General features: G+C 69.8%; 23 protein-coding genes and 1 tRNA gene. 9 read left to right on the forward strand and 15 right to left on the reverse strand.

Translation table 11 applies throughout. The annotated features are described in order from the left end of the window. The first annotated feature begins 5 nt into the window (after positions 1–5). Genes AW270_RS26155 through AW270_RS26175 form a run of 5 tightly spaced genes read left to right on the forward strand, consistent with a single transcriptional unit; the run spans position 6 to position 5,059 of the window. On the forward strand, positions 6–1,268 hold the full coding sequence (locus tag AW270_RS26155; protein WP_245674858.1) for a hypothetical protein: 1,263 nt from the start codon (positions 6–8) through the stop codon (positions 1,266–1,268). Next, positions 1,265–2,155, forward strand: a complete 891-nt coding sequence (locus tag AW270_RS26160; protein WP_061298771.1) for a hypothetical protein — start codon at positions 1,265–1,267, stop codon at positions 2,153–2,155. The genes AW270_RS26155 and AW270_RS26160 overlap by 4 nt, the downstream gene beginning before the upstream one ends. Then, positions 2,152–2,973, forward strand: coding sequence for a sulfotransferase domain-containing protein (locus AW270_RS26165; protein WP_061298586.1), 822 nt, complete (start codon positions 2,152–2,154; stop codon positions 2,971–2,973). The genes AW270_RS26160 and AW270_RS26165 overlap by 4 nt, the downstream gene beginning before the upstream one ends. Next, positions 2,961–4,208 (forward strand): lipopolysaccharide biosynthesis protein, encoded by a 1,248-nt coding sequence (locus AW270_RS26170; RefSeq protein ID WP_061298588.1) that lies wholly within the window; start codon positions 2,961–2,963, stop codon positions 4,206–4,208. Before AW270_RS26165 ends, AW270_RS26170 begins: the two co-directional genes overlap by 13 nt. Continuing rightward, a complete protein-coding gene (locus tag AW270_RS26175; protein ID WP_061298591.1) occupies positions 4,205–5,059 on the forward strand; it encodes a sulfotransferase in 855 nt (284 codons plus the stop codon). The genes AW270_RS26170 and AW270_RS26175 overlap by 4 nt, the downstream gene beginning before the upstream one ends. On the opposite strand, the gene AW270_RS26180 is transcribed toward AW270_RS26175, so the two are convergent. The 7 genes from AW270_RS26180 to AW270_RS39905 all read right to left on the reverse strand — a co-directional run bounded on the left by AW270_RS26180 (position 5,052) and on the right by AW270_RS39905 (position 12,065). Then, the gene (locus AW270_RS26180; RefSeq protein ID WP_061298593.1) at positions 5,052–5,840 is read right to left on the reverse strand and encodes a WecB/TagA/CpsF family glycosyltransferase; all 789 of its coding nucleotides are present in this window, start codon (positions 5,838–5,840) and stop codon (positions 5,052–5,054) included. The genes AW270_RS26175 and AW270_RS26180 overlap by 8 nt on opposite strands. After that, a complete protein-coding gene (locus AW270_RS26185; RefSeq protein ID WP_061298595.1) occupies positions 5,840–6,703 on the reverse strand; it encodes a glycosyltransferase family 2 protein in 864 nt (287 codons plus the stop codon). The genes AW270_RS26180 and AW270_RS26185 overlap by 1 nt, the downstream gene beginning before the upstream one ends. A 20-nt stretch (positions 6,704–6,723) precedes the next feature. After that, positions 6,724–7,617, reverse strand: coding sequence for a sulfotransferase family protein (locus AW270_RS26190; RefSeq protein ID WP_061298597.1), 894 nt, complete (start codon positions 7,615–7,617; stop codon positions 6,724–6,726). 115 nt (positions 7,618–7,732) lie between these two features. Beyond that, positions 7,733–8,977, reverse strand: coding sequence for a sulfate adenylyltransferase subunit CysN (cysN, locus tag AW270_RS26195; protein WP_061298600.1), 1,245 nt, complete (start codon positions 8,975–8,977; stop codon positions 7,733–7,735). Further along, positions 8,977–9,891 (reverse strand): sulfate adenylyltransferase subunit CysD, encoded by a 915-nt coding sequence (gene cysD / locus AW270_RS26200; protein WP_061298602.1) that lies wholly within the window; start codon positions 9,889–9,891, stop codon positions 8,977–8,979. The genes cysN and cysD overlap by 1 nt, the downstream gene beginning before the upstream one ends. Before the next feature lie 17 nt (positions 9,892–9,908). Then, positions 9,909–10,667, reverse strand: a complete 759-nt coding sequence (locus AW270_RS39900) for a 3'(2'),5'-bisphosphate nucleotidase CysQ (protein WP_061298603.1) — start codon at positions 10,665–10,667, stop codon at positions 9,909–9,911. A 3-nt stretch (positions 10,668–10,670) separates the two neighbouring features. Next, positions 10,671–12,065 (reverse strand): sugar transferase, encoded by a 1,395-nt coding sequence (locus AW270_RS39905; RefSeq protein WP_061298773.1) that lies wholly within the window; start codon positions 12,063–12,065, stop codon positions 10,671–10,673. A gap of 106 nt (positions 12,066–12,171) precedes the next feature. Here AW270_RS39905 and AW270_RS26215 point away from each other — a divergent pair, with 106 nt between their 5' ends. After that, on the forward strand, positions 12,172–12,744 hold the full coding sequence (locus AW270_RS26215) for a 3'-5' exonuclease (protein WP_061298605.1): 573 nt from the start codon (positions 12,172–12,174) through the stop codon (positions 12,742–12,744). Positions 12,745–12,757: 13 nt separating this feature from the next. Here the strand turns inward: AW270_RS26215 and AW270_RS26220 are convergent, their stop codons facing one another. The 3 genes from AW270_RS26220 to AW270_RS26230 all read right to left on the reverse strand — a co-directional run bounded on the left by AW270_RS26220 (position 12,758) and on the right by AW270_RS26230 (position 15,373). Continuing rightward, on the reverse strand, positions 12,758–13,615 hold the full coding sequence (locus AW270_RS26220) for an SAM-dependent methyltransferase (protein WP_061298607.1): 858 nt from the start codon (positions 13,613–13,615) through the stop codon (positions 12,758–12,760). A gap of 167 nt (positions 13,616–13,782) precedes the next feature. Continuing rightward, positions 13,783–14,154 carry a ClpX C4-type zinc finger protein gene (locus AW270_RS26225; protein WP_061298610.1) on the reverse strand — a complete coding sequence of 124 codons (372 nt, stop codon included), beginning with the start codon at positions 14,152–14,154 and terminating at the stop codon, positions 13,783–13,785. Between the two features lie 43 nt (positions 14,155–14,197). After that, positions 14,198–15,373 (reverse strand): MFS transporter, encoded by a 1,176-nt coding sequence (locus AW270_RS26230; RefSeq protein ID WP_245674859.1) that lies wholly within the window; start codon positions 15,371–15,373, stop codon positions 14,198–14,200. Between the two features lie 95 nt (positions 15,374–15,468). Between AW270_RS26230 and AW270_RS26235 the strand changes: the two genes are divergently transcribed. Then, a complete protein-coding gene (locus AW270_RS26235) occupies positions 15,469–16,392 on the forward strand; it encodes a LysR family transcriptional regulator (RefSeq protein WP_061298612.1) in 924 nt (307 codons plus the stop codon). Here the strand turns inward: AW270_RS26235 and pth are convergent. The 5 genes from pth to AW270_RS26260 form a co-directional block, all read right to left on the reverse strand. Further along, the gene (pth, locus tag AW270_RS26240) at positions 16,376–16,972 is read right to left on the reverse strand and encodes an aminoacyl-tRNA hydrolase (protein WP_061298614.1); all 597 of its coding nucleotides are present in this window, start codon (positions 16,970–16,972) and stop codon (positions 16,376–16,378) included. The two genes, AW270_RS26235 and pth, sit on opposite strands and share 17 nt — an antisense overlap. 63 nt (positions 16,973–17,035) lie before the next feature. Next, a complete protein-coding gene (locus AW270_RS26245) occupies positions 17,036–17,674 on the reverse strand; it encodes a 50S ribosomal protein L25/general stress protein Ctc (protein WP_061298616.1) in 639 nt (212 codons plus the stop codon). A gap of 260 nt (positions 17,675–17,934) precedes the next feature. Next, positions 17,935–18,912 carry a ribose-phosphate diphosphokinase gene (locus AW270_RS26250; protein WP_061298618.1) on the reverse strand — a complete coding sequence of 326 codons (978 nt, stop codon included), beginning with the start codon at positions 18,910–18,912 and terminating at the stop codon, positions 17,935–17,937. Positions 18,913–18,977: 65 nt separating this feature from the next. After that, on the reverse strand, positions 18,978–20,408 hold the full coding sequence (gene glmU, locus AW270_RS26255; RefSeq protein ID WP_061298620.1) for a bifunctional UDP-N-acetylglucosamine diphosphorylase/glucosamine-1-phosphate N-acetyltransferase GlmU: 1,431 nt from the start codon (positions 20,406–20,408) through the stop codon (positions 18,978–18,980). Positions 20,409–20,506: 98 nt separating this feature from the next. Then, a tRNA-Gln gene (locus AW270_RS26260) sits at positions 20,507–20,579 on the reverse strand. 234 nt (positions 20,580–20,813) lie between these two features. Between AW270_RS26260 and AW270_RS26265 the strand changes: the two genes are divergently transcribed. After that, positions 20,814–21,758 (forward strand): acyl-CoA desaturase, encoded by a 945-nt coding sequence (locus AW270_RS26265; RefSeq protein ID WP_061298621.1) that lies wholly within the window; start codon positions 20,814–20,816, stop codon positions 21,756–21,758. Positions 21,759–21,779: 21 nt separating this feature from the next. After that, the gene (locus AW270_RS26270) at positions 21,780–22,625 is read left to right on the forward strand and encodes a TetR/AcrR family transcriptional regulator (protein WP_245674860.1); all 846 of its coding nucleotides are present in this window, start codon (positions 21,780–21,782) and stop codon (positions 22,623–22,625) included. Positions 22,626–22,644: the final 19 nt, after the last annotated feature.

Raw genomic sequence — 22,644 nt, forward strand, 5'->3', positions numbered from 1 at the left:
TATCCGTGACCTGGCGACTGGCGCCCGCCGCTTGGCCGATCGCGGCGTTTCTCGTGGGTTACCCCGTCTGGTGGGCCCTCGGCTTCGGGGGGTTGTCCATCGTCGTGGTCGCGGTGCCCATGGCGGTGGTGCTGTGGTTGCGGCGGCCCGTGCGGATACCTCGGGGCATGGGGCTGTGGGCGCTGCTCATCGTCGGGTATCTGGTGAGCGCCGTCATGCTGGACGCCACCCCGGCCGGGACCTACGGCGAGTTCGGCGCCGGGCGGGTGGTCGGCTACGCCATGCGGCTCGCGGTCTACGTGGCGCTGTTCGTCGTCGTCCTCTACCTGGGGAACCTGACCGAGGAGGAGCTTCCCCAGTTGACGCTGGTCAGGATGCTGGGCGTGCTGTTCCTCACGGCGGTCGCCGGTGGGGTGCTCGGGGTGCTGGCGCCGAGGTTCGAGTTCACCGCGCCGATGGAGTATCTGCTTCCCGACCACGCCTTCGTCACGAACCTCGTCCATCCGACCGCCGCGCAGATCCAGCACGTCCTGGGCCACGCCGCGCCCCGCCCGGAGGCCCCCTTCGAGTGGGCCAACGCCTGGGGTGGGAACGTCTCGATCTTGCTGGTCTGGTTCGTCGTCGGGTGGTGGATCCACGGCGGTCCGGGCCGCCGGGTGGTCGCGGTGGTCGCGGTGGCGGTGGCGGCGGTGCCGATCGTCTACTCGCTCAACCGGGGGCTGTGGGCCGCGATCGCCGTCTGCATCGCGTACACGATCATGAGGAACCGCAGCCGGGCGGCGCTGCTGGTGCTCGCGACCGCCACCGGCGCGGCCCTGGTGCTCTCGCCGCTGGGGCAGGTCGTCGCGGCCCGGGTCGACCGGCCGCACTCCAACGACATCCGGGCCTTCACGGTCGCCACCACCGTCAGGGTCGCCGCCACGTCGCCGGTCATCGGCTACGGGAACACCCGCAACGCGTTCGGGAGCCATCGCACGATCACCACCGGCCGGACCGACTGGTGCCGCTCCTGCGGGCATCCGCCGCTGGGGTCGGACGGTCAGCTCTGGCTGCTGCTCATCACCCAGGGTTTCACCGGCGCGGCCCTGTATGTCGGGTTCTTCGCGGGGGCGATCAGACGCCATTGGCATGATCGGTCGCCTGTCGGGCAGGCGGGAAGCCTGGTCATGCTGCTCGTCCTGTTCTACATGTTCATCTACGACGGCTTGGTAAGTGCCCTGACCCTCTATCTGATCTCGTTCGCGGTCCTGTGGCGGAACGCGACGTGAAGGACTTCCGCATACGGCTGCGCTATCTGGATGAGGTGATCTCCTTGCTGTTCCCGCCGTCTTCCACGTCAACGGCCCGGACTCTGCTGCCGAGCCGGCTCGTCCCCCGGCGGCTGGTGCCCCGCGCGCCCTGGCACGTCGGCGGGCGGGTGCTGGTCCCCGAAGGTCCCGACACGATCGAGACGCACCTCGGCGACGTGCTCGGCCACCGGCTGCGGGCCACGCTCCACGTCCGCCCGGCCCGCCGGGCGAACCGCAAACCCATCCTTGAGCTGTACGGCGACACCGGCCTCCTCGCCTTCGTGAAGATCGGCGACAAGCAGCACACGAAAGACCTGATCCGCCACGAGGCCGACACGCTGCGCGCCATCGCCCGCCACCCGTTCGACGTCGTCATGGCGCCCAAGGTGATGCACCACGGCGAGTGGCGCGGCCTCGACGTCCTCGTCCTGACCCCGCTGCCGGTCACGAAGGGCAAGCCGTCGGCCGACCTGCTGGCGGCGGCGGCCAAGGAGATCGCCGCGCTCGGCAAGGGCGCCTGGCACGGCGACTTCTCGCCCTGGAACGTCGCGCCGATGGGCGACCGGCTGCTGGTCTGGGACTGGGAGCGGTTCGGCACCGGCGTGCCGCTGGGCTTCGACACGCTGCACTACTTCTTCCAGACGGCGCTGCGGCGGATGCGCCCGGTGTCGGCGGCCAAGGCGTGCGTCGCGCAGTCGGGACGCCTGCTCGAACCCTTCGGGATCAGCTATGAGGAGGCCCGGGTGACCGCCGCCGCCTACCTGATGACCCTGGCCGAACGCCACCGCTCCAGCGGCCACGAGCCGCTGGGCCCGCCCGCGAAGTGGCTGAACCCCGCCGTCGACGGGCTGGAATCCCTGACGTGAGGGCACTGAAGACGACCGCCCACGCCGTGTCGATCACGGCGGGGCGGCTGACGGGGAGCGCCCGGATGCTCCCGTCGTTCCTGATCGTGGGGGCCCAGCGGTGCGGGACGACGTCCCTCTACCGGGCCCTGTCGCAGCACCCGCTCGTCGCCAAACCGGTGCTGCGCAAGGGCGTCCACTACTTCGACATGGCCTATGGGCGCGGTCTGGCCTGGTACCGGGCGCATTTCCCGCTGCGGCGGGCGGGCATGCTGGCCTTCGAGTCGGCGCCCTACTACCTGTTCCATCCGCTGGCCGGGCCGCGCATCGCGTGGGACCTGCCGGAGGTGAAGCTGATCGTGCTCGTCCGGGATCCGGTGGAACGTGCCATTTCGGCCCATGCGCACGAACTCGCGCGGGGCTTCGAGTCGGAGCCGTCCTTCGCCCGCGCCGTCGAGCTGGAGCCCGAACGCCTCGCCGGGGAGAGCGCCCGGCTCTGCGCCGCGCCGCTGTCGTCGAGCCACGCCCACCGGCACCACGCCTATCTGGCCCGGGGCCGCTACGCCGAACAGCTCGCCCGCCTCGAACCGGTGATCCCCCGGAACCGCGTCAAGGTCATCGACAGCGGCCGCTTCTTCACCGACCCCATGCCCGTGTACGCCGACCTCCTCGACTTCCTCGGCCTGCCCCCGGCGGCCGACCCGGTCTTCGAGCGCCACAACTCGCGGACCTACTCGACGATCGCGCCCGGCCTGCGCGCGCGGCTGTCGGAGCACTTCCTGCCGTGGGACGCGCTGCTGCTCCCCTGGCTCGACGCGACCCCTTCATGGCGCGTCTGAGGTCGGCGGCCGGGCTGGCCGGAGCCGGGACCAGCGCGGCGGCCCAGTTCGCCGTCACCCTGCTGATCACCCGGACCCTGCCCCCCGCCGAAGCGGGCGCGTTCTTCACCACGACGGCGCTCGGCCTGATGCTGGCCGGGGTGTTACGCCTCGACACCGGCAACGGCCTCATCTACTTCCGAGCCCGCCGGCCCGACGACTCTCCGACACCTCAACCGGCAGCCGTGGGGCATCCGTCGCCCCCACCCGGCGCCCGCCCGACCGCGCTGCGGGAAGTCGTCTCCGGGACAGCGGCTCCGCTCCTCCGGGTCGCGCTGGTTCCCGTAGTCGCCGGAGCTCTGGGCGCTGCCGTCCTCCTCGCCGGCGCCGAACCGGCGCTCGCTCTCGTGCTGCCCTTCGTCGTGGTCGCCGACGTGCTCGTGACGGCCACCCGGGGAACCGGGGCGATGCGGGAGACGCTGCTGCTCAGCGGGCTGGTGCAGCCCGTCGCGCAGCTTCTCCTCGTCGGGGGCGCGCTGGCCGCCGGGCTCTCCGCTCCCTGGCTCATCGTGGCGTGGGGGACCCCGGCCGTCCCGGTGGTCGTGGTCGCCGCGTGGCGGCTGCGGGGCGTCGAGACGGTGACGTCGTGGCGGGAGTTCTGGACCTACACGGGACCCCGGTCGGCGGCCGCCGCGCTCCAGGCCGTCTTCCAGCGGCTCGACGTCGTGATCGTCGCGTTCCTCGCCGGGCCCGCCGAGGCCGCCTTCTACGTCGCCGCGACGCGGTTCAAGGTGGTCGGGCAGCTCGTCGGGCAGGGCTTGGCGCAGGGCGTACAGGCTGAGCTGGTGCGGCGGTTCGCGCGGGGAGAGCCGGAGGCGGCGCGCGCCCTGCATCGGCGGGCGGCCCACACCCAGATGGCCCTGACCTGGCCCTTCTGGATCCTGTACGCCGTCTTCGCGCCGCAGATCCTCCAGCTCTTCGGCGACGGCTATGCCCACGCCGCCGACACGGCGATCGTGGTGGCCGTCACCATGATGGTCGCCTCGGCCTGCGGGATGGTCGACGTCGTCATGATCGCCTCAGGCCGGACCAAGGCCAGTCTCGCCACCATCGCCGCCGCGCTCGCCGCCACCGTCGTGCTCGATCTGCTGCTCGTCCCGGCCCACGGCGCGTTCGGCGCGGCGCTCGGCTGGGCGGGAGGGGTGCTCGTGAAGAACCTGCTGCCGCTCGCCCGGCTCTCCAGGGCCGCCGCGTGATCCTCGTCACCGGCCTGCCCCGCAGCGGCACCTCGTGGGCCGGCCGCATGCTCTGCGCCTCGGGCGAGCTCGTCTACGTCAACGAGCCCCTCAACCCCGAACGCCCCTACCGGGGAGTCCTGAACGCCCAGGTCAGAAACCGTTTCCAGTACATCTGCCGGGACAACGAGGCGGCGTGGCTCAAACCGTTCCGGGACACGCTGGCCCTGAGGTTCCGCTGGCACGCCGAACTCCCCTGGCCCCCCTCGCCCGCCCGTTACCTGAAATACGGGACCTCGTTCACACACGGCCGCCTGACCGGCCGCAAGGCCCTCCTCGACGACCCCTTCGCCCTGTGGTCGGCGGAGTGGTTCGCCGACCGGCTCGACTGCCGCGTCGTCATCCTGACCCGCGACCCGATCACCTTCGCCGGGAGCTGGGACCACCTCGGCTGGACCGCCAACCCCGCCGACCTGCTCGGCCAGCCCCTCCTCGTCCGGGACCACCCCCACGTCTCGGCCCTGGCCGACGCGCACGACCGCCTGGAGAAGGTCGCGGCCCTCTGGAAGGCCGCCCACGAGTCGGTCCGCCGGATGCGCCACCCCAACATCCGCGCCGTCGCCTACGAGGACCTGGCCGCCGACCCCCACTTCGGCTTCCGCAGCCTGTACGAATGGTGCGGCATCCCCTGGACCGACCGGTCGGCCGCCACGATCACCCGGTCGTGCACCGGCCTCACCCAGGAGGCCACCTTCGCCTGGCAGGGCACCTCGCGGACCGCCTTCCGCCCCACCGACAGCAGAACGGCGGCGGCCAGGTCGCGCCTGTCCGCCGCCGACGCCGAGAGGGTCAGCCGGCTGACCCTCAGGTGAACAGCCGCCGCACCGCGCACACGGTCAGCAGCCGCACCGCGAACGGCAGATCGTCGACCAGATAACGCCTGGCCAGCCGCGACGGCTCACTGAGCAGCCGGAACAGCCACTCCAGCCCGCGGTCCCGCATCCACGCGGGCGCCCGCGCCACCGCGCCCCCGGCGAACGCGATCGCCGACCCGCACCCCACGAACCAGGCCTCGGGCAGGTCCCCCCGCAGCCGCTCGATGAGCAGATCCTGCTTGGGGAACCCCAGCCCGACGAACACCAGCAGCGGACGCGCCGACAGCAGCGCCTCACGCACGGCGGCGAACTGGTCGGCGTCCTCCTCGAACCCCCACGGCGGCGCGTCCACCCCGGCGATGGACAGCCCCGGATAGCGCTCGCACAGCGCCCGCGCGGCCCGGTCGCCGACACCGGGCGGCCCGCCCAGCAGGTAGATCGGCACCCGGTAGAACGCGGCCGCCTCCGACAGCGACCAGATCAGGTCGGCTCCCGTGATGCGCGCCGGCACCGGCTTGCCGAGCAGCCGGGCCGCCCACACCAGCGGCATCCCGTCGGCCACCGCGATGGTCGCCCGCGCGACCAGGGCGCGCAGCGCGGGATCACGCGCGCACGCCCGGCAGATGTCCACGTTGGGCGTCACCAGATGGCCGCCGGAACCGCGCCGGATGGCCCCGATCACCCGGTCGACCACCTCGATCTCGGTCAGCCGGTCGATGGCCACCCCGCCCACGATGACCCGCCGCCGTTTGGGCGGCGCGACGATGCGCGTGCGCATCAGATTCCGTGACCGCGGGTATGCAGCGCGCTCAGCACGGCCGGAGCCGAGACCAGCCCGGCCGCCACGGCCATCGCCAGCGCGGCCCGGGGCTCCCGGTGCCTGGAGTGGAAGGCCAGGGCGGCGAACCGCCGGGCCTCCTTCCGGCGGCCGAGGGCGGCGTGGTGGAAGGCGAGCTGGCCGTAGATCCGGGCGGCCCCGCGCGCGTCGTCGGCGATCTCGGGATGCCGGGCCAGCATCCACTCCAGCCCGCTGATGCGGTCGGCCCAGCGGGTGGCGTAGTGGGAGCCGCCCCACCGCACCCGCACGAGCGGCCGGTCGACGTGGGCGATCGGACGTCGTTTGGCCGCCCGCAGCGCCAGGTCCCAGTCTTCGTTCTGGCCGCCGGGCGCGCTCTCGTCGACCCAGAGGGCCCCTTTGGTGAAGAGGTAGGTCGAGGAGTGGACCATCACCATGCGCGACCGGGTCAGGTCGGCGGCGGTGATCTCGGTGCGACCGGCCAGCCGGGTCACCCGGCGCGAGCCGTATTCGACCTCGATCCCGCAGCTCACGAACTCGGCCCCGGTGTCCTCCAGGAGCCGGACCTGGGCGTCGAGCTTCCCGGGCAGCCACACGTCGTCGTCGTCGCAGAAGGCCACCAGGTCGGTGTCGAGCGCCGCGATCCCGGTGTTGCGGGCCCCCGGCAGACCCGGGCTCAGGCAGTTGGGCACGACTTTCACGCGGGGATCGTCGACGGACGTTAACGGCGCTCCGTCCACGACGACCACGACGGCGGCCGGGCGCTGGGCGAGCACACCGTCGATCGTGGCTCGCAGGGGACGGTCACCACGGGTGGGGATGACGACGCCGACGGTCGAGGTCATCGTTGCCTCCGATCGGTAGGTCAGTAGGTGAGGCGGTAGCCGTACCAGAGAAGAAGGGGGAGAGTGAGCGCGGTGACCGCCCAGCGATGGGGGAAGGGCAGGTCAGGACGCCGGTCGCGGAAGCGCACGCGGCCCACGTGGAAGCGCATGGGGTTGCCGGAGACGGTGTGGGCGACGCCGAGCCGGGCGCTGCGGCCGGTGATGAAGGCCAGCGCCTCGTGGCTGTCGGGCAGCCCGAGCTTGCCGGCCAGTTTGCGCAGCGTGTCGGCCGGCTCCTCGACCAGGTCCTCGTAGTGGACCCGGACGATCGGCACCCCTTTGCGGCGCAGCACCTCGTAGGCGAGGTTCTGCACGAACCAGTGGACGGCGGTGCGGGCCGGCGACCACCGGGCCATCGGACGGCCGTCCTCCGGCCGCGCGACCTTGCGCCGCCACGAGGCGGCCACCGCACGCGGATCGCGCACGACGTGGACGACGGTCAGGTCGAGGATGGCCGACAGGCAGTAGGCCAGCGAGGCGTGCTTGCTCGAATCGACGACCACCTGACCGCGCACGACCTCGGCCGCCGCCGCGTAGACGCGGTGGTAGGCGGCGACGTACTCGGTGAGCTGCGCCTCACGGCTGATCAGGCCCAGCACGAACACGGGCACCCGGCGGGTGCGGTCGACCTTGTGACGCAGTTCGAGCAGCCGCTCGGCCTTGGCCGGACGCCAGCCCCCGAAGGCGCGGTCGCCGACCTCGTGCCAGAAACGGCACTGCGAGAACGGCCGCCCGCAACCGCACGGCTCGTTCGAGCGCACCCCTCGGTGCCAGAGATGGACGACCTCGCCCAGCGGCGCGACGCCGGGAAGCTCGCCCAGAAGGCGCTCCAGCAGCGTCGTCCCGCTGCGCCCCAGCCCTCCAACGAAGATCATCGGCTGAGCGTCAGACACGTGCACGACCCCCGAAGTGGATACGGAACGTGCTGACGCTACAGCGGAGAGTAACTAAGCGTTCACCGAACGCTCAAGGATCTACCTATACCCGGGTTTAGACGATCATGCCCGCGCCGACGGTGCCGTTGGTGGCCTCGTCGATGAGGATGAAGCCGCCGGTGAGCCGGTTGCGTGCGTAGTCGTCGACGAACAGCGGCTGGGTGATGCGCAGCGACACCCGGCCGATCTCGTTGAGCGACAGGCTGGTGGCGGCCTCGTCGCGGTGGAGGGTGTTGACGTCGAGCCGGTAGTGGAGGTCCTTCACCAGGGCGCGGGCGGTCCGGGTGGTGTGCTTGATGGTCAACTTGGTGCGCGGGGTGAGCTTGGTGGCGTCGGCCATCCAGCAGACCATCGCGTCGATCTCCTGGGCGACCTTCGGCTGGTTGTTCGGCCGGCAGATCATGTCGCCGCGCGAGATGTCGAGGTGGTCCTCCAGCCGGAGGGTCACCGACATGGGCGCGAACGCCTCGGTCACCGGCCCGTCGAAGGTGTCGATCGAGGCGATCTTCGTGGTGAGGCCCGACGGCAGGTGCATGACCTCGTCGCCCGGCTTCAGCACCCCGCCCGCGACCTGACCGGCGTAACCCCGGTAGTCGTGGAACTCGGTCTTGTGGGGGCGGATCACGTATTGCACCGGGAAGCGCACGTCGACCAGGTTGCGGTCGGAGGCGATGTGGACGTGCTCCAGGTGGTGGAGCAGCGACGGCCCCTGGTACCACGGCATGTTCTCCGAGCGGGAGACCACGTTGTCGCCATGGAGGGCGGAGATCGGGATGAAGCTCAGGTCGCTCGCGTTCAGCTTGCTGGCGAACTGGGTGAACTCCTCGCGGATCTCCTCGAAGCGCTCCTCGGCGTAGTCGACCAGGTCCATCTTGTTGATCGCGACGACCAGGTGGGGCACCCGCAGCAGCGTCGTCAGGAAGGCGTGGCGGCGCGACTGCTCCAGCACGCCCTTGCGCGCGTCGATCAGGATGATCGCCAGGTCGGCGGTCGAGGCGCCGGTCACCATGTTCCGGGTGTACTGAATGTGGCCCGGGGTGTCGGCGATGATGAACTTCCGCTTCGGCGTGGCGAAGTAGCGGTAGGCCACGTCGATCGTGATGCCCTGCTCACGCTCGGCGCGCAGGCCGTCGGTCAGCAGTGACAGGTCGGTGTATTCGGTGCCCCGGTCGCGGCTGGTGCGCTCGACCGCTTCGAGCTGGTCTTCGAAGATGGCCTTGGAGTCGAACAGGAGGCGTCCGATCAGGGTCGACTTGCCGTCGTCGACGCTGCCCGCCGTCGCGAAACGAAGGATGTCCATTAAAAGTAGCCTTCCTTCTTCCGGTCCTCCATGGCGGCTTCGGACGCGCGGTCGTCGGCGCGGGTCGCGCCACGCTCGGTGATCCGGGTCGCCGCGATCTCGGCGATGATCTCGTCGACCGTGGCGGCGGTCGAGGTGACCGCGCCGGTGCAGGTCATGTCGCCGACCGTGCGGTAGCGCACGGTCGCCTCGAACAGCGGCTCGTCGTCGCCGCGCTGCACCACGTCGCCCTCGGGCAGCAGCATGCCGTCGCGCTCGAACACCCGGCGGGTGTGGGCGAAGTAGATGGACGGGATCTCGATGCCCTCGCGGCGGATGTAGTCCCACACGTCGAGCTCGGTCCAGTTGGACAGCGGGAAGACCCGGATGTGCTCACCCTTGCGGATCTTCGCGTTGTAAAGGTTCCAGAGCTCGGGCCGCTGGTTCTTCGGGTCCCACTGGCCGAAGTCGTCGCGGAAGGAGAACACCCGCTCCTTGGCGCGGGCCTTCTCCTCGTCGCGCCGCGCGCCGCCGAAGACGGCGTCGAACTCGTTCTCCTCGATCCCGTCGAGCAGGGTGGTGGTCTGGAGCCGGTTGCGCGAGGCGCGCCGCCCGGTCTCCTCGACCACCCGTCCGGCGTCGATCGAGTCCTGTACGGACGCCACCACCAGCCGCGCCCCCAGCTCGGCCGCCCGCCGGTCGCGGTAGTCGATCACCTCGGGGAAGTTGTGCCCGGTGTCGACGTGCATCAGCGGGAACGGGATGGGGGCCGGCCAGAAGGCCTTCTCGGCGATGCGCAGCATGACGATCGAGTCCTTGCCGCCGGAGAAGAGCAGACAGGGTCGCTCGAACTCGGCCGCGACCTCACGCATGATGTGGATCGCCTCGGCTTCGAGGACGTCGAGCTGCGACGTCGTGTAGTCATGCTGCAGCAAAACAGTTCCTTATGAAGTTACTGGTGCAGGTCACGGATCCCGGCGAGGAGCATCGGCGCCAGATCCGGTAGGGAAACAAGGATATCCGGCAACGAGGGGTCGGCCTGGTTGTACACCAGCTCCGATCCGTCGATCCGGCTCGCGTGGGCTCCCGCGGCCAGCGCCACGGCCACCGGAGCGGCCGAGTCCCATTCATACTGCCCACCCGCGTGGACGTATGCCTCCACCTGACCGGTCAGCACGGCGGCGATCTTCGCGCCGGCGCTGCCGATCGGGACGAGGTCGGCCCCGACCAGGTAGGCGAGCTTCTGCACGAACTCCGGCGGGCGGGTGCGGGAGACCGCGATCCGGATGCGCTGGCCTTCGCGACGCGGCAGCTGGGGCGGGTTGGCCGTGGTCAGGGTCGCGCCCTGGGCCGGGAGCGCGATCGCCCCGGCGGCCAGCTTGCCGCCCTCCCACAGCGCGACGTGGACGGCCCAGTCGACCCGGCCGGCCTCGGAGAACTCACGGGTGCCGTCGAGGGGGTCGACGATCCAGACCCGGTTGGCGGACAGCCGCGCCGCCTCGGTGCGCGCGCCCTCCTCCGACAGGATGTGGTCGCTGGGGCGGAGCCGTCCGAGCGACTCGACGAGGAACTCGTGGGACGACTGGTCTCCCGCGTCCTTCAGCGCTTTGGCGTCGTCGAAGCCGAGCTGGGCCCGCAGGCGGAGCAGTCTCTCACCCGCCTCCGTCGCGAGGTCTCCGGCGAGGGCGTGATCGTCTCTGATGCTCATCACTGCTTAGTAGGCTCCTGATCCGCGTGCCACGGCCGACCACGTCTTCCACATGATCTGGAGGTCGAGGGTGAGTGACCAGTTTTCCATGTAGCGCAGGTCCAACCGTACCGCTTCCTCCCACGACAGATCCGAGCGCCCGCTCACCTGCCACAAACCCGTCATTCCCGGCCTGACAAGGAGTTTGCGCCGCACGTCGTCGCCGTAGCGGGCGACCTCCTGGGGCAGCGGCGGGCGGGGGCCGACCAGGGACATGTCGCCCTTGACCACGTTCACCAGCTGGGGCAGTTCGTCGAGCGAGTGACGGCGCAGGAAGGCGCCGACGCGGGTGACGCGGGGGTCGTTCCTGACCTTGAAGAGCACGCCGTCGGCGTCGCTGACCAGCTCGACCTTGCGGCTCTCTGCGTCGACCCCCATCGTGCGGAACTTGACGATGGTGAACGTCGCGCCGTCCTTGCCGACCCGGGTCTGCCGGAAGAACGCGGGCCCGGGACTGGTCGTCTTCACCGCGACGGCGACGGCCAGGAACAGCGGCGAGACCAGGACCAGCCCGAGCCCGGCGACGACGCGGTCGAAGACGTTCTTCACCAGCCGCCGGCCGCCCGCCAGCTCGGGGTGCTCGACGTGCAGGAGCGGCATGCCCGCGACCGGCCTGATCGTCGTACGCGGCCCCGCCACCTCCATCAGCGCCGGGGCCACCACCAGGTCGGTCCGCGACCGCTCCAGCCGCCAGGCGAGCCGGCGCAGCGCCGACCCGTCGAGCTCCGGGCAGGCGAGCACCGCGACGGTGTCGGCCCCGATCTGGTCGACCGCGAGCGGAACGTCGGAGAACCCGCCCAGCACGGGCACGCCGGCGACCTCCTCGACGGAGGCGCCGTCGTCGGGGAGACAGGCCCCGACGATGTGCATGCCGTGATAGCGCTCTTTCTGGACGAGCCGGATCAGATCCGCCACCGACTCCTTGTGTCCCACGGCGACGACCCGGCGCATGCACTGGAGTTTCGTCCGCTTACGGTGCAGCCTGCGCCGAAGGGCATAACGGGCGAGCAGCGTCAGAACCGTCATGACCGGTAACGCGATGATAACGTAACCACGTGCGAGATCGATCTTGGTCACGTACGATCCCACCGCGACGGCGGCCGTGAGCATCACCCCGGCTCGCGCGACCCGCCGGAACTCCTCCGACCCCACCCCGGCGAACCGCGGCTCGTAGGCCCGGCTCAACCCGACCACCACGACCCACAGAACCGGCAGCGCACCGCTCAACACGGCGTACGGCTCGACATAGGGAGTAACCTCACCGAACCGGACGACAACCGCGAGCCCACCGGCGAGAAGAGCGCACAGCACGTCGGAGACGATCACTGTGGCCCGATATCGCGCCGCCCACCCGGGCCCCATGCGCTTGATGGCCGTCTTCGGCCGGTCGACGACTGTCACCCACACGCCCCTTTACCGAACGTTTACCGACCGCAGGAATGCTAGCGCCAGCTCCTGGGAGAATTCAGTGAAAGCCGAGACGTACATTTCCGTCGACATTGAGGCGGACGGCCCCATTCCAGGCCCATATTCCATGGTGAGTTTCGGGATGACGGTGGCGGGACGACGGCTCGGCCGCGAGTTCACCCGCGTCGACCCGACGGCGACGACCTTCTACGCGGAGCTGCGCCCCATCAGCGACGCGTTCGTCCCGTCGGCCCTGGAGGTCAGCGGTCTCGACCGTGACCTGCTCCTCCGTGAGGGCCGCCACCCGAAAGAGGCGATGGCGGCGGCGGCCTCATGGGTGCGGAAGGTGTGCGACGGGACGACCCCGGTACTGGTCGCGTTCCCGTTGTCCTTCGACTGGATGTGGATCTACTGGTATTTCCTGAATTTCACCGGCGATTCGCCGTTCGGGCATTCCAGGGCGATGGACATCAAAACGCTTTACGCCGCGAAGGCCGGGGTTCCGCTCATGTGGTCATCGAAACGACAGATGCCGAAAGAGCTCCATTCCACCCATCCCCACTCGCACCACGCATTGGACGACGCGATCGAACAGGCGGAACTGTTCCAGAACATCATGGAATGGAGATCCTGAAAGAAAAGGGGCGTTACGGCTTCACGGCCACGCCGCCGTACGCCCACGCGTGGCCGCCGCCCGGGATGGTCTCCTGGTATTCGTCCTCGTCGGGCCGCCACGTGACGACCTCGGCGAGGCCGGGGTCGACGAGCGTCCAGCCCTGGAAGAACTCGCCGACCTGCGCGTGGGTGCGCGGGACCATGGAGGCCGGGCCCTTGTCGTAGGGCTTGGTGAAGTCGTCTTCGGCGACCTGCGGGGCGAAGTCGAGCGTGATGTGGGAGACCAGCAGACGGCTGCCCGAGGGCACGGCCGCCTTGTAGCGCTCGACCAGTTCGACGGGCCGGTTGTCGTCGGTGACGAAGTGCAGGACACCGGCCATGATGATCGCCACCGGCTGGGAGAAGTCGAGCATCCCGTTGACCTCAGGGTGCCCGAGGATGCTGTCAGGGTCGCGCAGGTCGGCCTCGATGACCGTGGTCATCCCCTCGTCGCTGCTCGTCAGCAGGGCGCGTCCGTGGACCAGGACGATGGGGTCGTTGTCCACGTACACCACGCGGGACTTGGGGTTGACGGCCTGGGCGATCTCGTGGGTGTTCCCCTGCGTGGGGATGCCGGTGCCGATGTCCAGGAACTGGGTCATCCCGGCCTCGTCCGCGAGGTGGCGCACGGCCCGGCGGAGGAACGCGCGGTGGGCGCGCACGCCCTCGCGGGTGCCGGGCGAGAGCTTGATGAGCTGGTCGCCGGCCTCGCGGTCGGAGGCGAAGTGGTCCTTGCCGCCCAGGAGGTAGTCGTAGATGCGGGCCGGATGGGGGATCGTCGGGTCGATTCGCGTGATGGGCGGCGCGTCGCCGGTCGACGATGCCCATGAACCATTGGCGAAACCGGCCATTCTCGTTCCCCTCGGTTGTTCCCGCGACTGTGTCGATCGAGCAGCAGCGTTCGCTCACTGTAGCCCGTTGCAACCCATTTGCAGTACTTGCGAGGCGTTTGTAATGGCGGCCTTTACGGAGGAATCCGACGATGAAATTTTCATCGGACATTTCTCAATGAAAGGTGTCATTCCTCGCCGGAGAAGCGCTCCCAGGCCGACTGGCGGGTGATGCCCAGAGCCTCGCCGATCTTCGTCCAGGTGGTGCCCCGGCGGCGCAGCTCGCGCACCCAGGCGACGAGGTCGGCCTCGGTGGCGTCGATGTGGGCGGCGACGCGGGGGATGTGGCCGAGCATCTCGTCGTCGGACAGAGAGCTCCAGATCGGCAGCTTCGGCCTGGCCGGGTCTTCCCCGGCGGTCGCGGCGCTCTGCTCGATGACCGTCGCGGCCAGGCTCACGCACTCGTCGCAGATGTAGACCCCGGGACCGGCGACGATCCGCTGGACCTCGGTGTCGGCCTTGCCGCAGAAGGAACACCGGATTCGGGCGGCCACGGTCATGAGACGCTCCTGTTCGTCAGGGATGTCCTGACAAACTAACGCGTCAGGGTTTGCCTGACAAGCCGGTGAACAGGAGGAGCACCCCAGCCGCCGCGACCGCCTCGCGCAGGCCGACGGCGGCGGCCAGCAGGCCCCAGAGCGCGGTCAGCACCGCGATGGCCGCGCTGGTGCTCACCGACCACGCGGTCAGGGTGCGGGCGACCCGGTCGGGGGCGATGTGCTCCAGCCGGTAGGTGGCCACGACCGGGTTGAACACCGCACAGCAGGTCACCAGCCCGAACTGGACGACCACGACCAGCACGATCCCCGGCAGGCCCGGCTGGACGAACGCCAGCCAGAAGGGCCAGCACACCCGCAGCGCCCCCGCCACGCGCAGCACCGCCCACTGCCCGAACCGGGGCACCAGCCGCCGCGCCAGCCGCGCCCCGACGAGCCCGCCGACGCAGGGCAGCGCGAACACCAGCCCGTACTGCCACGGCGTGAACCCCAGCCGGCCCAGGAGCAGGACGGCCAGCAGCGGCTCGGTCGCCATGACCAGGCCGTTGAAGAAGACGACGTTGAGGAACAGCCGCCGCAGCGGACGGTGGGCCAGAATGTCGCGCCACCCGTCGAGCAGATCGGTGGGCCGCAGCCGGGCCGCGTTCCGCGCCGCAGGAGGCTCACCGCCGCCGATCGCCCGCACGAACACCGCCGACAGCAGGTAACTGACCGCGTCCGCGACCACCGTCACGACCGGCCCGAGCACCCCGATCGCGAGCCCGCCGAGCGGCGGCCCGACCACGCTCGCCGACCACATCGTCGACTCCAGCCGGCTGTTGGCGACCAGCAGGTCCTCCCGCGAGAGCAGCGTCTTCAGGAAGGCCCCCGAAGCGGCGTTGAAAGCGATCTTCGCCGCCGCCGCGACGACGGCCACGACCACCAGCTGGCCGAAGGTGAGCCAACCGAGCACGAACGCGACCGGAACACTGGCCAGGGCCGCGAACCGGACCAGGTCCATCGCGACCATCACCCGCCGCTTGCCCCGGAACTCCACCCAGTGCCCGAGCGGCAGGGCGACCACCGCCCCCACGGCCAGCCCCGCGGCCGACAGCGCCGACACCTGCGCCGGCCCCGCGTCCAGCACCACCACCGCGATCAGCGAGAACGCCCCGAACCCCAGCCACGTGCCGTAGGAGCTGACCGCGTAAGCCGCCCACAACCACCCGAATCGCCGATCCACGCCGGGTATCAAATCGGTCCCCGGCCCCCGGCCTCAAACAACTCGCCGTCCGGCCTCCCACAACGAGCGGTTGTGCCGACCACTAGCCTGCGGGGATGGATCTGGACGTCGTGCGCGGCTTCGTCGCGGTGGTGGACGCCGGCCGGTTCCAGGACGCCGCCGACGAACTGTCGATCACCCAGCAGGCCGTGTCCAAGCGCGTCGCCGCGCTGGAGCGGACCCTCGGAGTGAAGCTGTTCACGCGCACCGCACGCGGCGCCAAGCTCACCGCCGACGGACAGGCCTTCCTCCCGCACGCCCGCGACCTGCTCCGCGCCGAGGAAAGGGCCCTGGCCAGCGTCCGCCTGAGCCGGCGCGCGCTGCGGGTCGACGTGATCGGGCGGCGGCTCGCCCCGGCGGCCGTCCTGGGCGGGTTCCAGCGCGCCTGCCCGGATGCCGAACTCGACGTCGTGACGCTCTTCGACGCCGGTGCCGCCCTGGAGGCGATCACGTCGGGAACGGTCGACGCGTCGTTCCGCGCCGTCGACCCGGCGCGGCTCCCCGGTGACGTCGCGGCCGTCCGGGTGCACGACGAGCCCCTCCACCTGCTCACCGGCCCGGCCCACCCGCTGGCCGGCGCGACCGTGGTCAGCCCGGCCGAGCTCGCCGGGCACCGGATCTGGATGCCCGGCATCGTGGCCGGGACCGAGTGGGCCGCCTACTACGGCGCCCTCGCCGCCGCGTTCGGGCTCACCATCGAGGTGACCGGGCCCGGCTTCGGGACCGACCCGCTGCCCGACACGCTCGCCGGATCGCCGTCACTGGCGACGTTCCTGGGCGAGGGGACCCGGCTGGTCTGGCCTCCGGAGCAGGGGTTGCGGCGCATTCCCGTACGGGAGCCGACCCCGGTCTATCCCCACTCGCTGATCTGGCGCCGCGACAACCCGCACGCCACCCTCACCGCGCTCCGCGCCCATCTCGGCACGACCAGGCCGCAGCCCGGCACGTGGACGCCGGAATGGGCTACCGCGGGGGCTTGACCGGGTTGAGGTCACCGGCGTGGAACTTGTTCTGGGTGGGCTCCAGCCCGTTGACCATCAGCGACTCGACCATGTCGGCCGCGCGGTCGACCAGGAACGGCAGGTCCTTGCGCTCGGCGGTCGCGAAGTCCTTCAGCACGTAGACGGCGGTGTCCATGCGACCGGGCGGCCGCCCGATCCCGAACCGCAGCCGCAGATAGTCGGGCGTCATCGCCTTGGTGATCGACTTCAGCCCGTTGTGCCCGTTGTCGCCGCCGCCCTTCTTGGCGCGCAGCGCGCCGTAGGGCACATCGAGCTCGTCGTGAATCACGATGAGGTTCAGCCCGGTCTTGTAGAAATCGGCGAGGGCCTTCACCGGCCCTCCCGAGAGGTTCATGAACGTCATGGGCTTGGCCAGCACCACCGGCACCCCGGCCAGCCGCCCTTCGAGCACCTCGGCGCGCGACCGGTGTGCCTTGAACCGCCCGCCGGCCCGCGCGGCCAGCTCCTCGGCCACCATGAAGCCCGCGTTGTGCCGGTTCCCGGCGTACTCAGGCCCGGGATTGCCCAGCCCGGCGATCAGCCAGCGGTCCACTCGCATGTCTCCTCACACACCGAAAGGTCCCCCACAGGATCTCCCTGTGGGGGACCTTACAGAAACGCCTTATTCGGCGGCGGCAGCCTGCTCGCCCTCGGCGGCCTCGTCGCCGGCCTCGGCGGCGGGCGCCTCAGCGGCGGCCTCGGCCTCGCCCTCCTCGGGCAGGTCGACGGTCGGCGCGGCGATGACGTGGAGCACCAGCGTGTCGGGCTCCACCGCGAGGGTGGTGCCCTTCGGCAGGTCGAGGTCACCGGCGTGGACGGCGAAACCGACGTCCTTGCCGTCGACGTCGATCTCGACACCGCTCGGCAGGTTGGTCGCCTCGGCCTCGACCGAGATCTGCACCAGCTGCTGGTCGAGGATGGCGCCGTTGACGACCTCACCCGAGACCGTGACCGGCATCTCGATGGTGACCTTCTCGCCCCGGCGGACCAGGATCAGGTCGACGTGCTCGAGGAAACCCTTGATCGGGTCACGCTGCACACCCTTGGGGAGCGCGAGCTCGTCGACCGCGCCCTCGATCCGGATGAGGACGTTGGGCGTGCGCAGCGCGAGCAGCAGGTCGTGCCCGGGCATCGTGAGGTGACGGGGCTCGGTGCCGTGACCGTAGAGCACGACCGGAACACGGTCGGCGCGACGGATCTTACGAGCGGCACCCTTGCCGAACTGGTCACGCAGCTCGGAAGCGATCTTGACTTCGGACACGACGATCTCCTAGGGATCACGGTTTCGGATTAGCGCCCACCCTCACCCGCCCTAGCGGAAGGCGTTACAGGCACTCGTTCCAGCTTAGTGCACTATCCTGTACGGCCTGACCGGCGCGAACGATCATGACGTCGAAGGAACGCAAGTCGCCGACCCGATCGTCATTCCGGGCAACCGTGCCGTACTCGACTACCCGATCCGCCTCGAACAGTGATCGGGCCGACCGGTGAGTCACCGATCGGCCCGTGAAGTCGTTCCGGTTACGAGTCGCCCTCGAACAGGCTGGTCACCGAGCCGTCGGTGAACACCTCGGTGATGGCCCGCGCGATCAGCGGGGCGATCGACAGCACGGTCAGCTTGTCGAACCGCTGCTCCTCCGAGATCGGCAGCGTGTTCGTCACGATGACCTCGGAGATCGCCGAGTTCTTCAGCCGATCCACCGCCGGGTCGGAGAACACCGCGTGGGTCGCCGCCACGATCACGTTCGTGGCTCCGTGGTCGTAAAGCGCGTCGGCCGCCTTGCAGATCGACCCGCCCGTGTCGATCATGTCGTCGATCAGCACGCACGTGCGCCCGCGGACCTTGCCGACGACCTCGTTCACCTTCACCTGGTTCGCCACGTCAAGATCCCGACGCTTGTGGATGAAGGCGACAGGCGTGCCGAGGGCGTCCGACCAGCGTTCCGCGAGGCGGACCCGGCCCGTGTCGGGCGACACGATGGTCGTCGACGCCGGGTCGATCTTGTCGCGCAGATAGTTGATCAGGATCGGCATCGCGAACAGGTGGTCGACCGGGCCGTCGAAGAAGCCCTGGATCTGCGAGGTGTGCAGGTCGATGGACATCAGACGGTCGGCGCCGGCCTGCTTGAACATGTCGGCCATCAGGCGTGCGGTGATCGGCTCGCGGCCGCGGCCCTTCTTGTCCTGCCGGGCGTACCCGAAGAAGGGCATGATGACGGTCACGCGCTTGGCCGAGGCTCTCTTCAGCGCGTCGACCATGATCAGTTGTTCCATGATCCACTGGTTGATGGGAGCCGTGTGGCTCTGGATCACGAACGCGTCGCAGCCCCGGACCGACTCCAGGTAGCGGACGTAGATCTCTCCGTTGGCGAAGTCACGCAGGGAGGTCGGGGTGATCTCCACCCCCAGGTTGCGCGCGACCTCCTCGGCAAGCTGTGGGTATGCCCGGCCCGAGAAGAACATCAGGTTCTTCTGGCCCATGGTCTGGATCCCGCTCATGCGACTTGCTCCTCCTGGCCCCGGGGAAACCGAGTGATACGCGGGGCTGCCCGCGCCTTGAACCGTTATGAACCTTCTTCGAGGGCCCGCTGGGCCGCCTCGGCCGACTTGGTGCCGGACCGGCGGCGGATCACCCAGCCCTCGACGTTGCGCTGACGGCCGCGTGCGACGGCCATCGCGCCGGGGGGGACGTCGTTGACGATCACCGATCCGGCGGCCGTGTAGGCGCCGTCGCCGATCGTCAGCGGCGCGACGAGCATGGTGTCGCTGCCGACGCGGGCGTGGTCGCCCACGGTCGTGTGGTGCTTGTCCACGCCGTCGTAGTTGACGAAGACGGTCGCGGCGCCGATGTTGGCGCCCTCGCCGATCGTCGCGTCGCCGACGTAGCTCAGGTGGGGCACCTTGGAGCCGGTGCCGATGACGGCGTTCTTGGTCTCGACGTAGGTGCCGATCTTGCCCTTCGCGCCCAGACGGGTGCCCGGCCGCAGGTAGGCGAAGGGGCCCACCGACGCGCCCGCGCCGATCTCGGCGGAGTCGCACACCGCGTTGCGGACCACGGCGTCCGCGCCGACGACGGTGTCGGTCAGGGTGCAGCCCGGACCGACCTCCGCACCCGCGCCCACCCTGCTCACGCCGTGGAGCTGGGTGTTCGGATGGACGACGGCGTCGGCTTCCAGCGTGACATCGGCGTCGATCCAGGTCGAGGCCGGATCGACGATCGTCACCCCGTTGACCATGTGGTCGTGGACGATGCGGTCGTTCAGCACCCGGCGCGCGAAGGCGAGCTGGGCCTTGTTGTTGACGCCCTCGACCTCGACGTGGTCGGCGGCGACGTGGGCGCCGACGCGGTGGCCCTCCTCGCGGAGGATCGACAGCACGTCGGTCAGGTATTCCTCGCCCTGGGAGTTGGCGGTCGACACGCGCTTGACGGCATCCGCCAGGAGGGCGCCGTCGAAGGCGTAGACGCCGGAGTTCATCTCGTCGATGGCGAGCTGTTCGGGCGTGGCGTCCTTGTGCTCCACGATCGCCAGCACCGCGCCGTCGGCGCCGCGGACGATCCGGCCGTAGCCGGTGGGGTCGGGCACGTGGGCCGTCAGCACGGTCACCGCGTTGCCCTGCGACTCGTGTTCCGCGAGCAGCCCGGCCAGGGTGGATCCGCGCAGGAGCGGCGTGTCGCCGTACACGACGAGGACCGTTCCCTCGATGACGCCGACGTTCTCCAGGACGATCCGGACCGCGTGGCCGGTGCCGTTCTGCTGCTCCTGGACGACCGACGTCACATCCCCGTAAGAGGCCAGATGCCCCTCGACCCGCTCACGGGCGTGTCCCACGACCACGATCAGGCGGCCCGGCTCCAGCTCGCGTGAGGCGTGGAGCATGTGGCCGACGAGAGAGCGGCCGCAGACCTCGTGGAGGACCTTGGGGGTGGCGGACTTCATCCGGGTGCCCTCACCGGCGGCGAGGACGATGACGGCGGCCGGGCGCGGCGCACTCACTGTGGGAGCTCCCTCGGATCCGCGAACGAAACGGTCAGCAGACGGATGCCGCACGGTCACCCGCGAGACAACGTGAGCTTACCTGAGACGTTAATCGGTTCCGGCGCCTGGACTCGAACCAGGACAAACCAACTCCAAAGGTTGGCGGGCTGCCAATTACCCAACGCCGGATCGCCACCAAGCTTACCGGGCACACCCCAGGAAAGGATGCTGGTTAGGGCTCCCATCCGGAACGCGCCACGCCATAGCAGACCAGGTGTTTCTTCTGCAAGACAGTTTCGCGCCATGAGATGGACCTCTCACATACACCTTCTCCCCATTCTCGCCTTAGGACTTCCTAACTTACGATGGCGTAGGTTACGGTGGCGTAACCAGCCCGCTTACCTACAGATCGTGAGGTAGTTCATGACCGTAGTCTCGGAGCGACCGGGCCCTCAGCAGCCCAAACCCGATATGGACCCGGAGCGGAAGACCGGCCCTGAGATCATCAGCTTCGGCATCGTGGTGGGCGCGCCGCTGGTGGCGCTCGCCGTCGCCGTGCCGGCCGCTTGGGCCTGGGGCTGGCTGAGCTGGGTCGACGTCGCCATCGCGTTCGTCTTCTACATGTTCACCGGCCTGGGCGTGACGGTCGGACTGCACCGTTACTTCACCCATGGCTCGTTCAAGGCCAAACGGCCGTTGAAGATCGCACTGGGCATCGCGGGCAGCATGTCGCTGGAGATGTCGGTCCTCGACTGGGTGGCCACCCACCGCAAGCACCACAAGTTCTCCGACAAGGACGGCGACCCCCACTCGCCGTGGCGCTTCGGCACCTCTTTCTGGGCCGTCACCAAGGGCCTTCTGTACGCCCACATGGGCTGGCTCTTCGAGGCCGAGCGCGCCAACCGCGAGAAGTACGCCCCCGACCTGGTCAAAGACCCGGACATCGTGAAGTTCCACAAGCTCTTCCCGGTGCTGGCGATCACGTCCATGGCGCTGCCGGCCGTGCTGGGCGGGCTGATCACCTGGTCGTGGCAGGGCGCGGCGACCGCGTTCTTCTGGGGCACCCTGGTCCGCATCGGCCTGCTCCACCACGTCACCTGGGCGATCAACTCGATCTGCCACGTGTTCGGCGACGAGGCCTTCGAGTCGCGCGACAAGTCCCGCAACGTCTGGTGGCTGGCGCTGCCCTCGTTCGGCGAGTCGTGGCACAACCTGCACCACTCCGACCCGACCTGCGCGCGGCACGGCGTGCTCAAGGGACAGATCGACCTCAGCGCCGGTCTCATCAAGATCTTCGAGCGCTTCGGATGGGCCTACGACGTGCGCTGGCCCAACCCGGAACGGCTGGCGGCGAAGCGCATTGCTTGAACCAACCGCCATTATGGTCCCGTGACCGAATCCAGAACCCGCAGACGGATGACGGGCGCGGAACGGCGTGAGCAGCTGATCCAGATCGGTCGCGCCCTCTTCGCGGAGAAGGGCTTCGACGGCACTTCGGTGGAGGAGATCGCCGCCCACGCCCACGTCTCCAAGCCCGTGGTGTACGAACACTTCGGCGGCAAGGAAGGCATCTACGCCGTCGTCATCGACCGCGAGATGCAGCGCCTGCTGACGCTCGTCACCCAGGCGCTGTCCGCGACCCACGCGAGGGTGAAACTGGAGCGTGCCGCGCTGGCGCTGCTCCAGTACATCGAGGAGAGCAGCGAGGGCTTCCGGATCCTTGTCCGCGACTCCCACGCCGCCTCCGGCACCGGCACCTTCGCCAGCCTGATCAGCGACATCGCCAGCCAGGTCGAAGACGTCCTGGCCGACGAGTTCGCCGGCCGGGGCTACGACCCCAAGCTCGCCCCCATGTACGCCCAGATGCTCGTCGGCATGGTCGCCCTCACCGGCCAGTGGTGGCTCGACGTCCGGCGGCCCAGCCGCGAGGCGGTCGCCGCCCATCTGGTGAACCTCTGCTGGAACGGGCTGAGCGACCTCGATCCGGTGCCCGGCCTGACCAACTCGTCCAGGGGCTTGGTGCTGGCGCCGCCGCTGCCCGCCGAGCCCCGCACCGACCCCAAGGAACTCAGCCGTCAGCGCAAGGAGCAGGAGAAACTCCGGCGTGAAGCGGAGAAACTGCGGGAGCGCGAGGCCAAGGAGGCCGAGAAGCTCCGGCGCGAGCAGGAGAAGGTCAGGGCCCGCGAGGCGAGGGAGAACGAGAAGCTGCTGAGGGCCCGCGAGAGCGAACTCTGAGCCTGGTGATTTCGTTGCG

Origin of the sequence: Herbidospora cretacea (assembly GCF_001570605.1) — a bacterium.
GTDB lineage: Bacteria > Actinomycetota > Actinomycetes > Streptosporangiales > Streptosporangiaceae > Herbidospora > Herbidospora cretacea.

Excerpts from the sequence above, each read along its gene's own strand:
- AW270_RS26170 (WP_061298588.1), top strand. The coding sequence starts at position 2,961 with ATGGCGCGTCTGAGGTCGGCGGCCGGGCTGGCCGGAGCCGGGACCAGC.
- AW270_RS26180 (WP_061298593.1), bottom strand. The coding sequence starts at position 5,840 with ATGCGCACGCGCATCGTCGCGCCGCCCAAACGGCGGCGGGTCATCGTG.
- AW270_RS26185 (WP_061298595.1), bottom strand. The coding sequence starts at position 6,703 with ATGACCTCGACCGTCGGCGTCGTCATCCCCACCCGTGGTGACCGTCCC.
- AW270_RS26190 (WP_061298597.1), bottom strand. The coding sequence starts at position 7,617 with ATGATCTTCGTTGGAGGGCTGGGGCGCAGCGGGACGACGCTGCTGGAG.
- cysN (WP_061298600.1), bottom strand. The coding sequence starts at position 8,977 with ATGGACATCCTTCGTTTCGCGACGGCGGGCAGCGTCGACGACGGCAAG.
- AW270_RS39905 (WP_061298773.1), bottom strand. The coding sequence starts at position 12,065 with ATGGGGCCCGGGTGGGCGGCGCGATATCGGGCCACAGTGATCGTCTCC.
- AW270_RS26220 (WP_061298607.1), bottom strand. The coding sequence starts at position 13,615 with ATGGCCGGTTTCGCCAATGGTTCATGGGCATCGTCGACCGGCGACGCG.
- AW270_RS26225 (WP_061298610.1), bottom strand. The coding sequence starts at position 14,154 with ATGACCGTGGCCGCCCGAATCCGGTGTTCCTTCTGCGGCAAGGCCGAC.
- AW270_RS26235 (WP_061298612.1), top strand. The coding sequence starts at position 15,469 with ATGGATCTGGACGTCGTGCGCGGCTTCGTCGCGGTGGTGGACGCCGGC.
- pth (WP_061298614.1), bottom strand. The coding sequence starts at position 16,972 with ATGCGAGTGGACCGCTGGCTGATCGCCGGGCTGGGCAATCCCGGGCCT.
- AW270_RS26250 (WP_061298618.1), bottom strand. The coding sequence starts at position 18,912 with ATGAGCGGGATCCAGACCATGGGCCAGAAGAACCTGATGTTCTTCTCG.
- AW270_RS26265 (WP_061298621.1), top strand. The coding sequence starts at position 20,814 with ATGACCGTAGTCTCGGAGCGACCGGGCCCTCAGCAGCCCAAACCCGAT.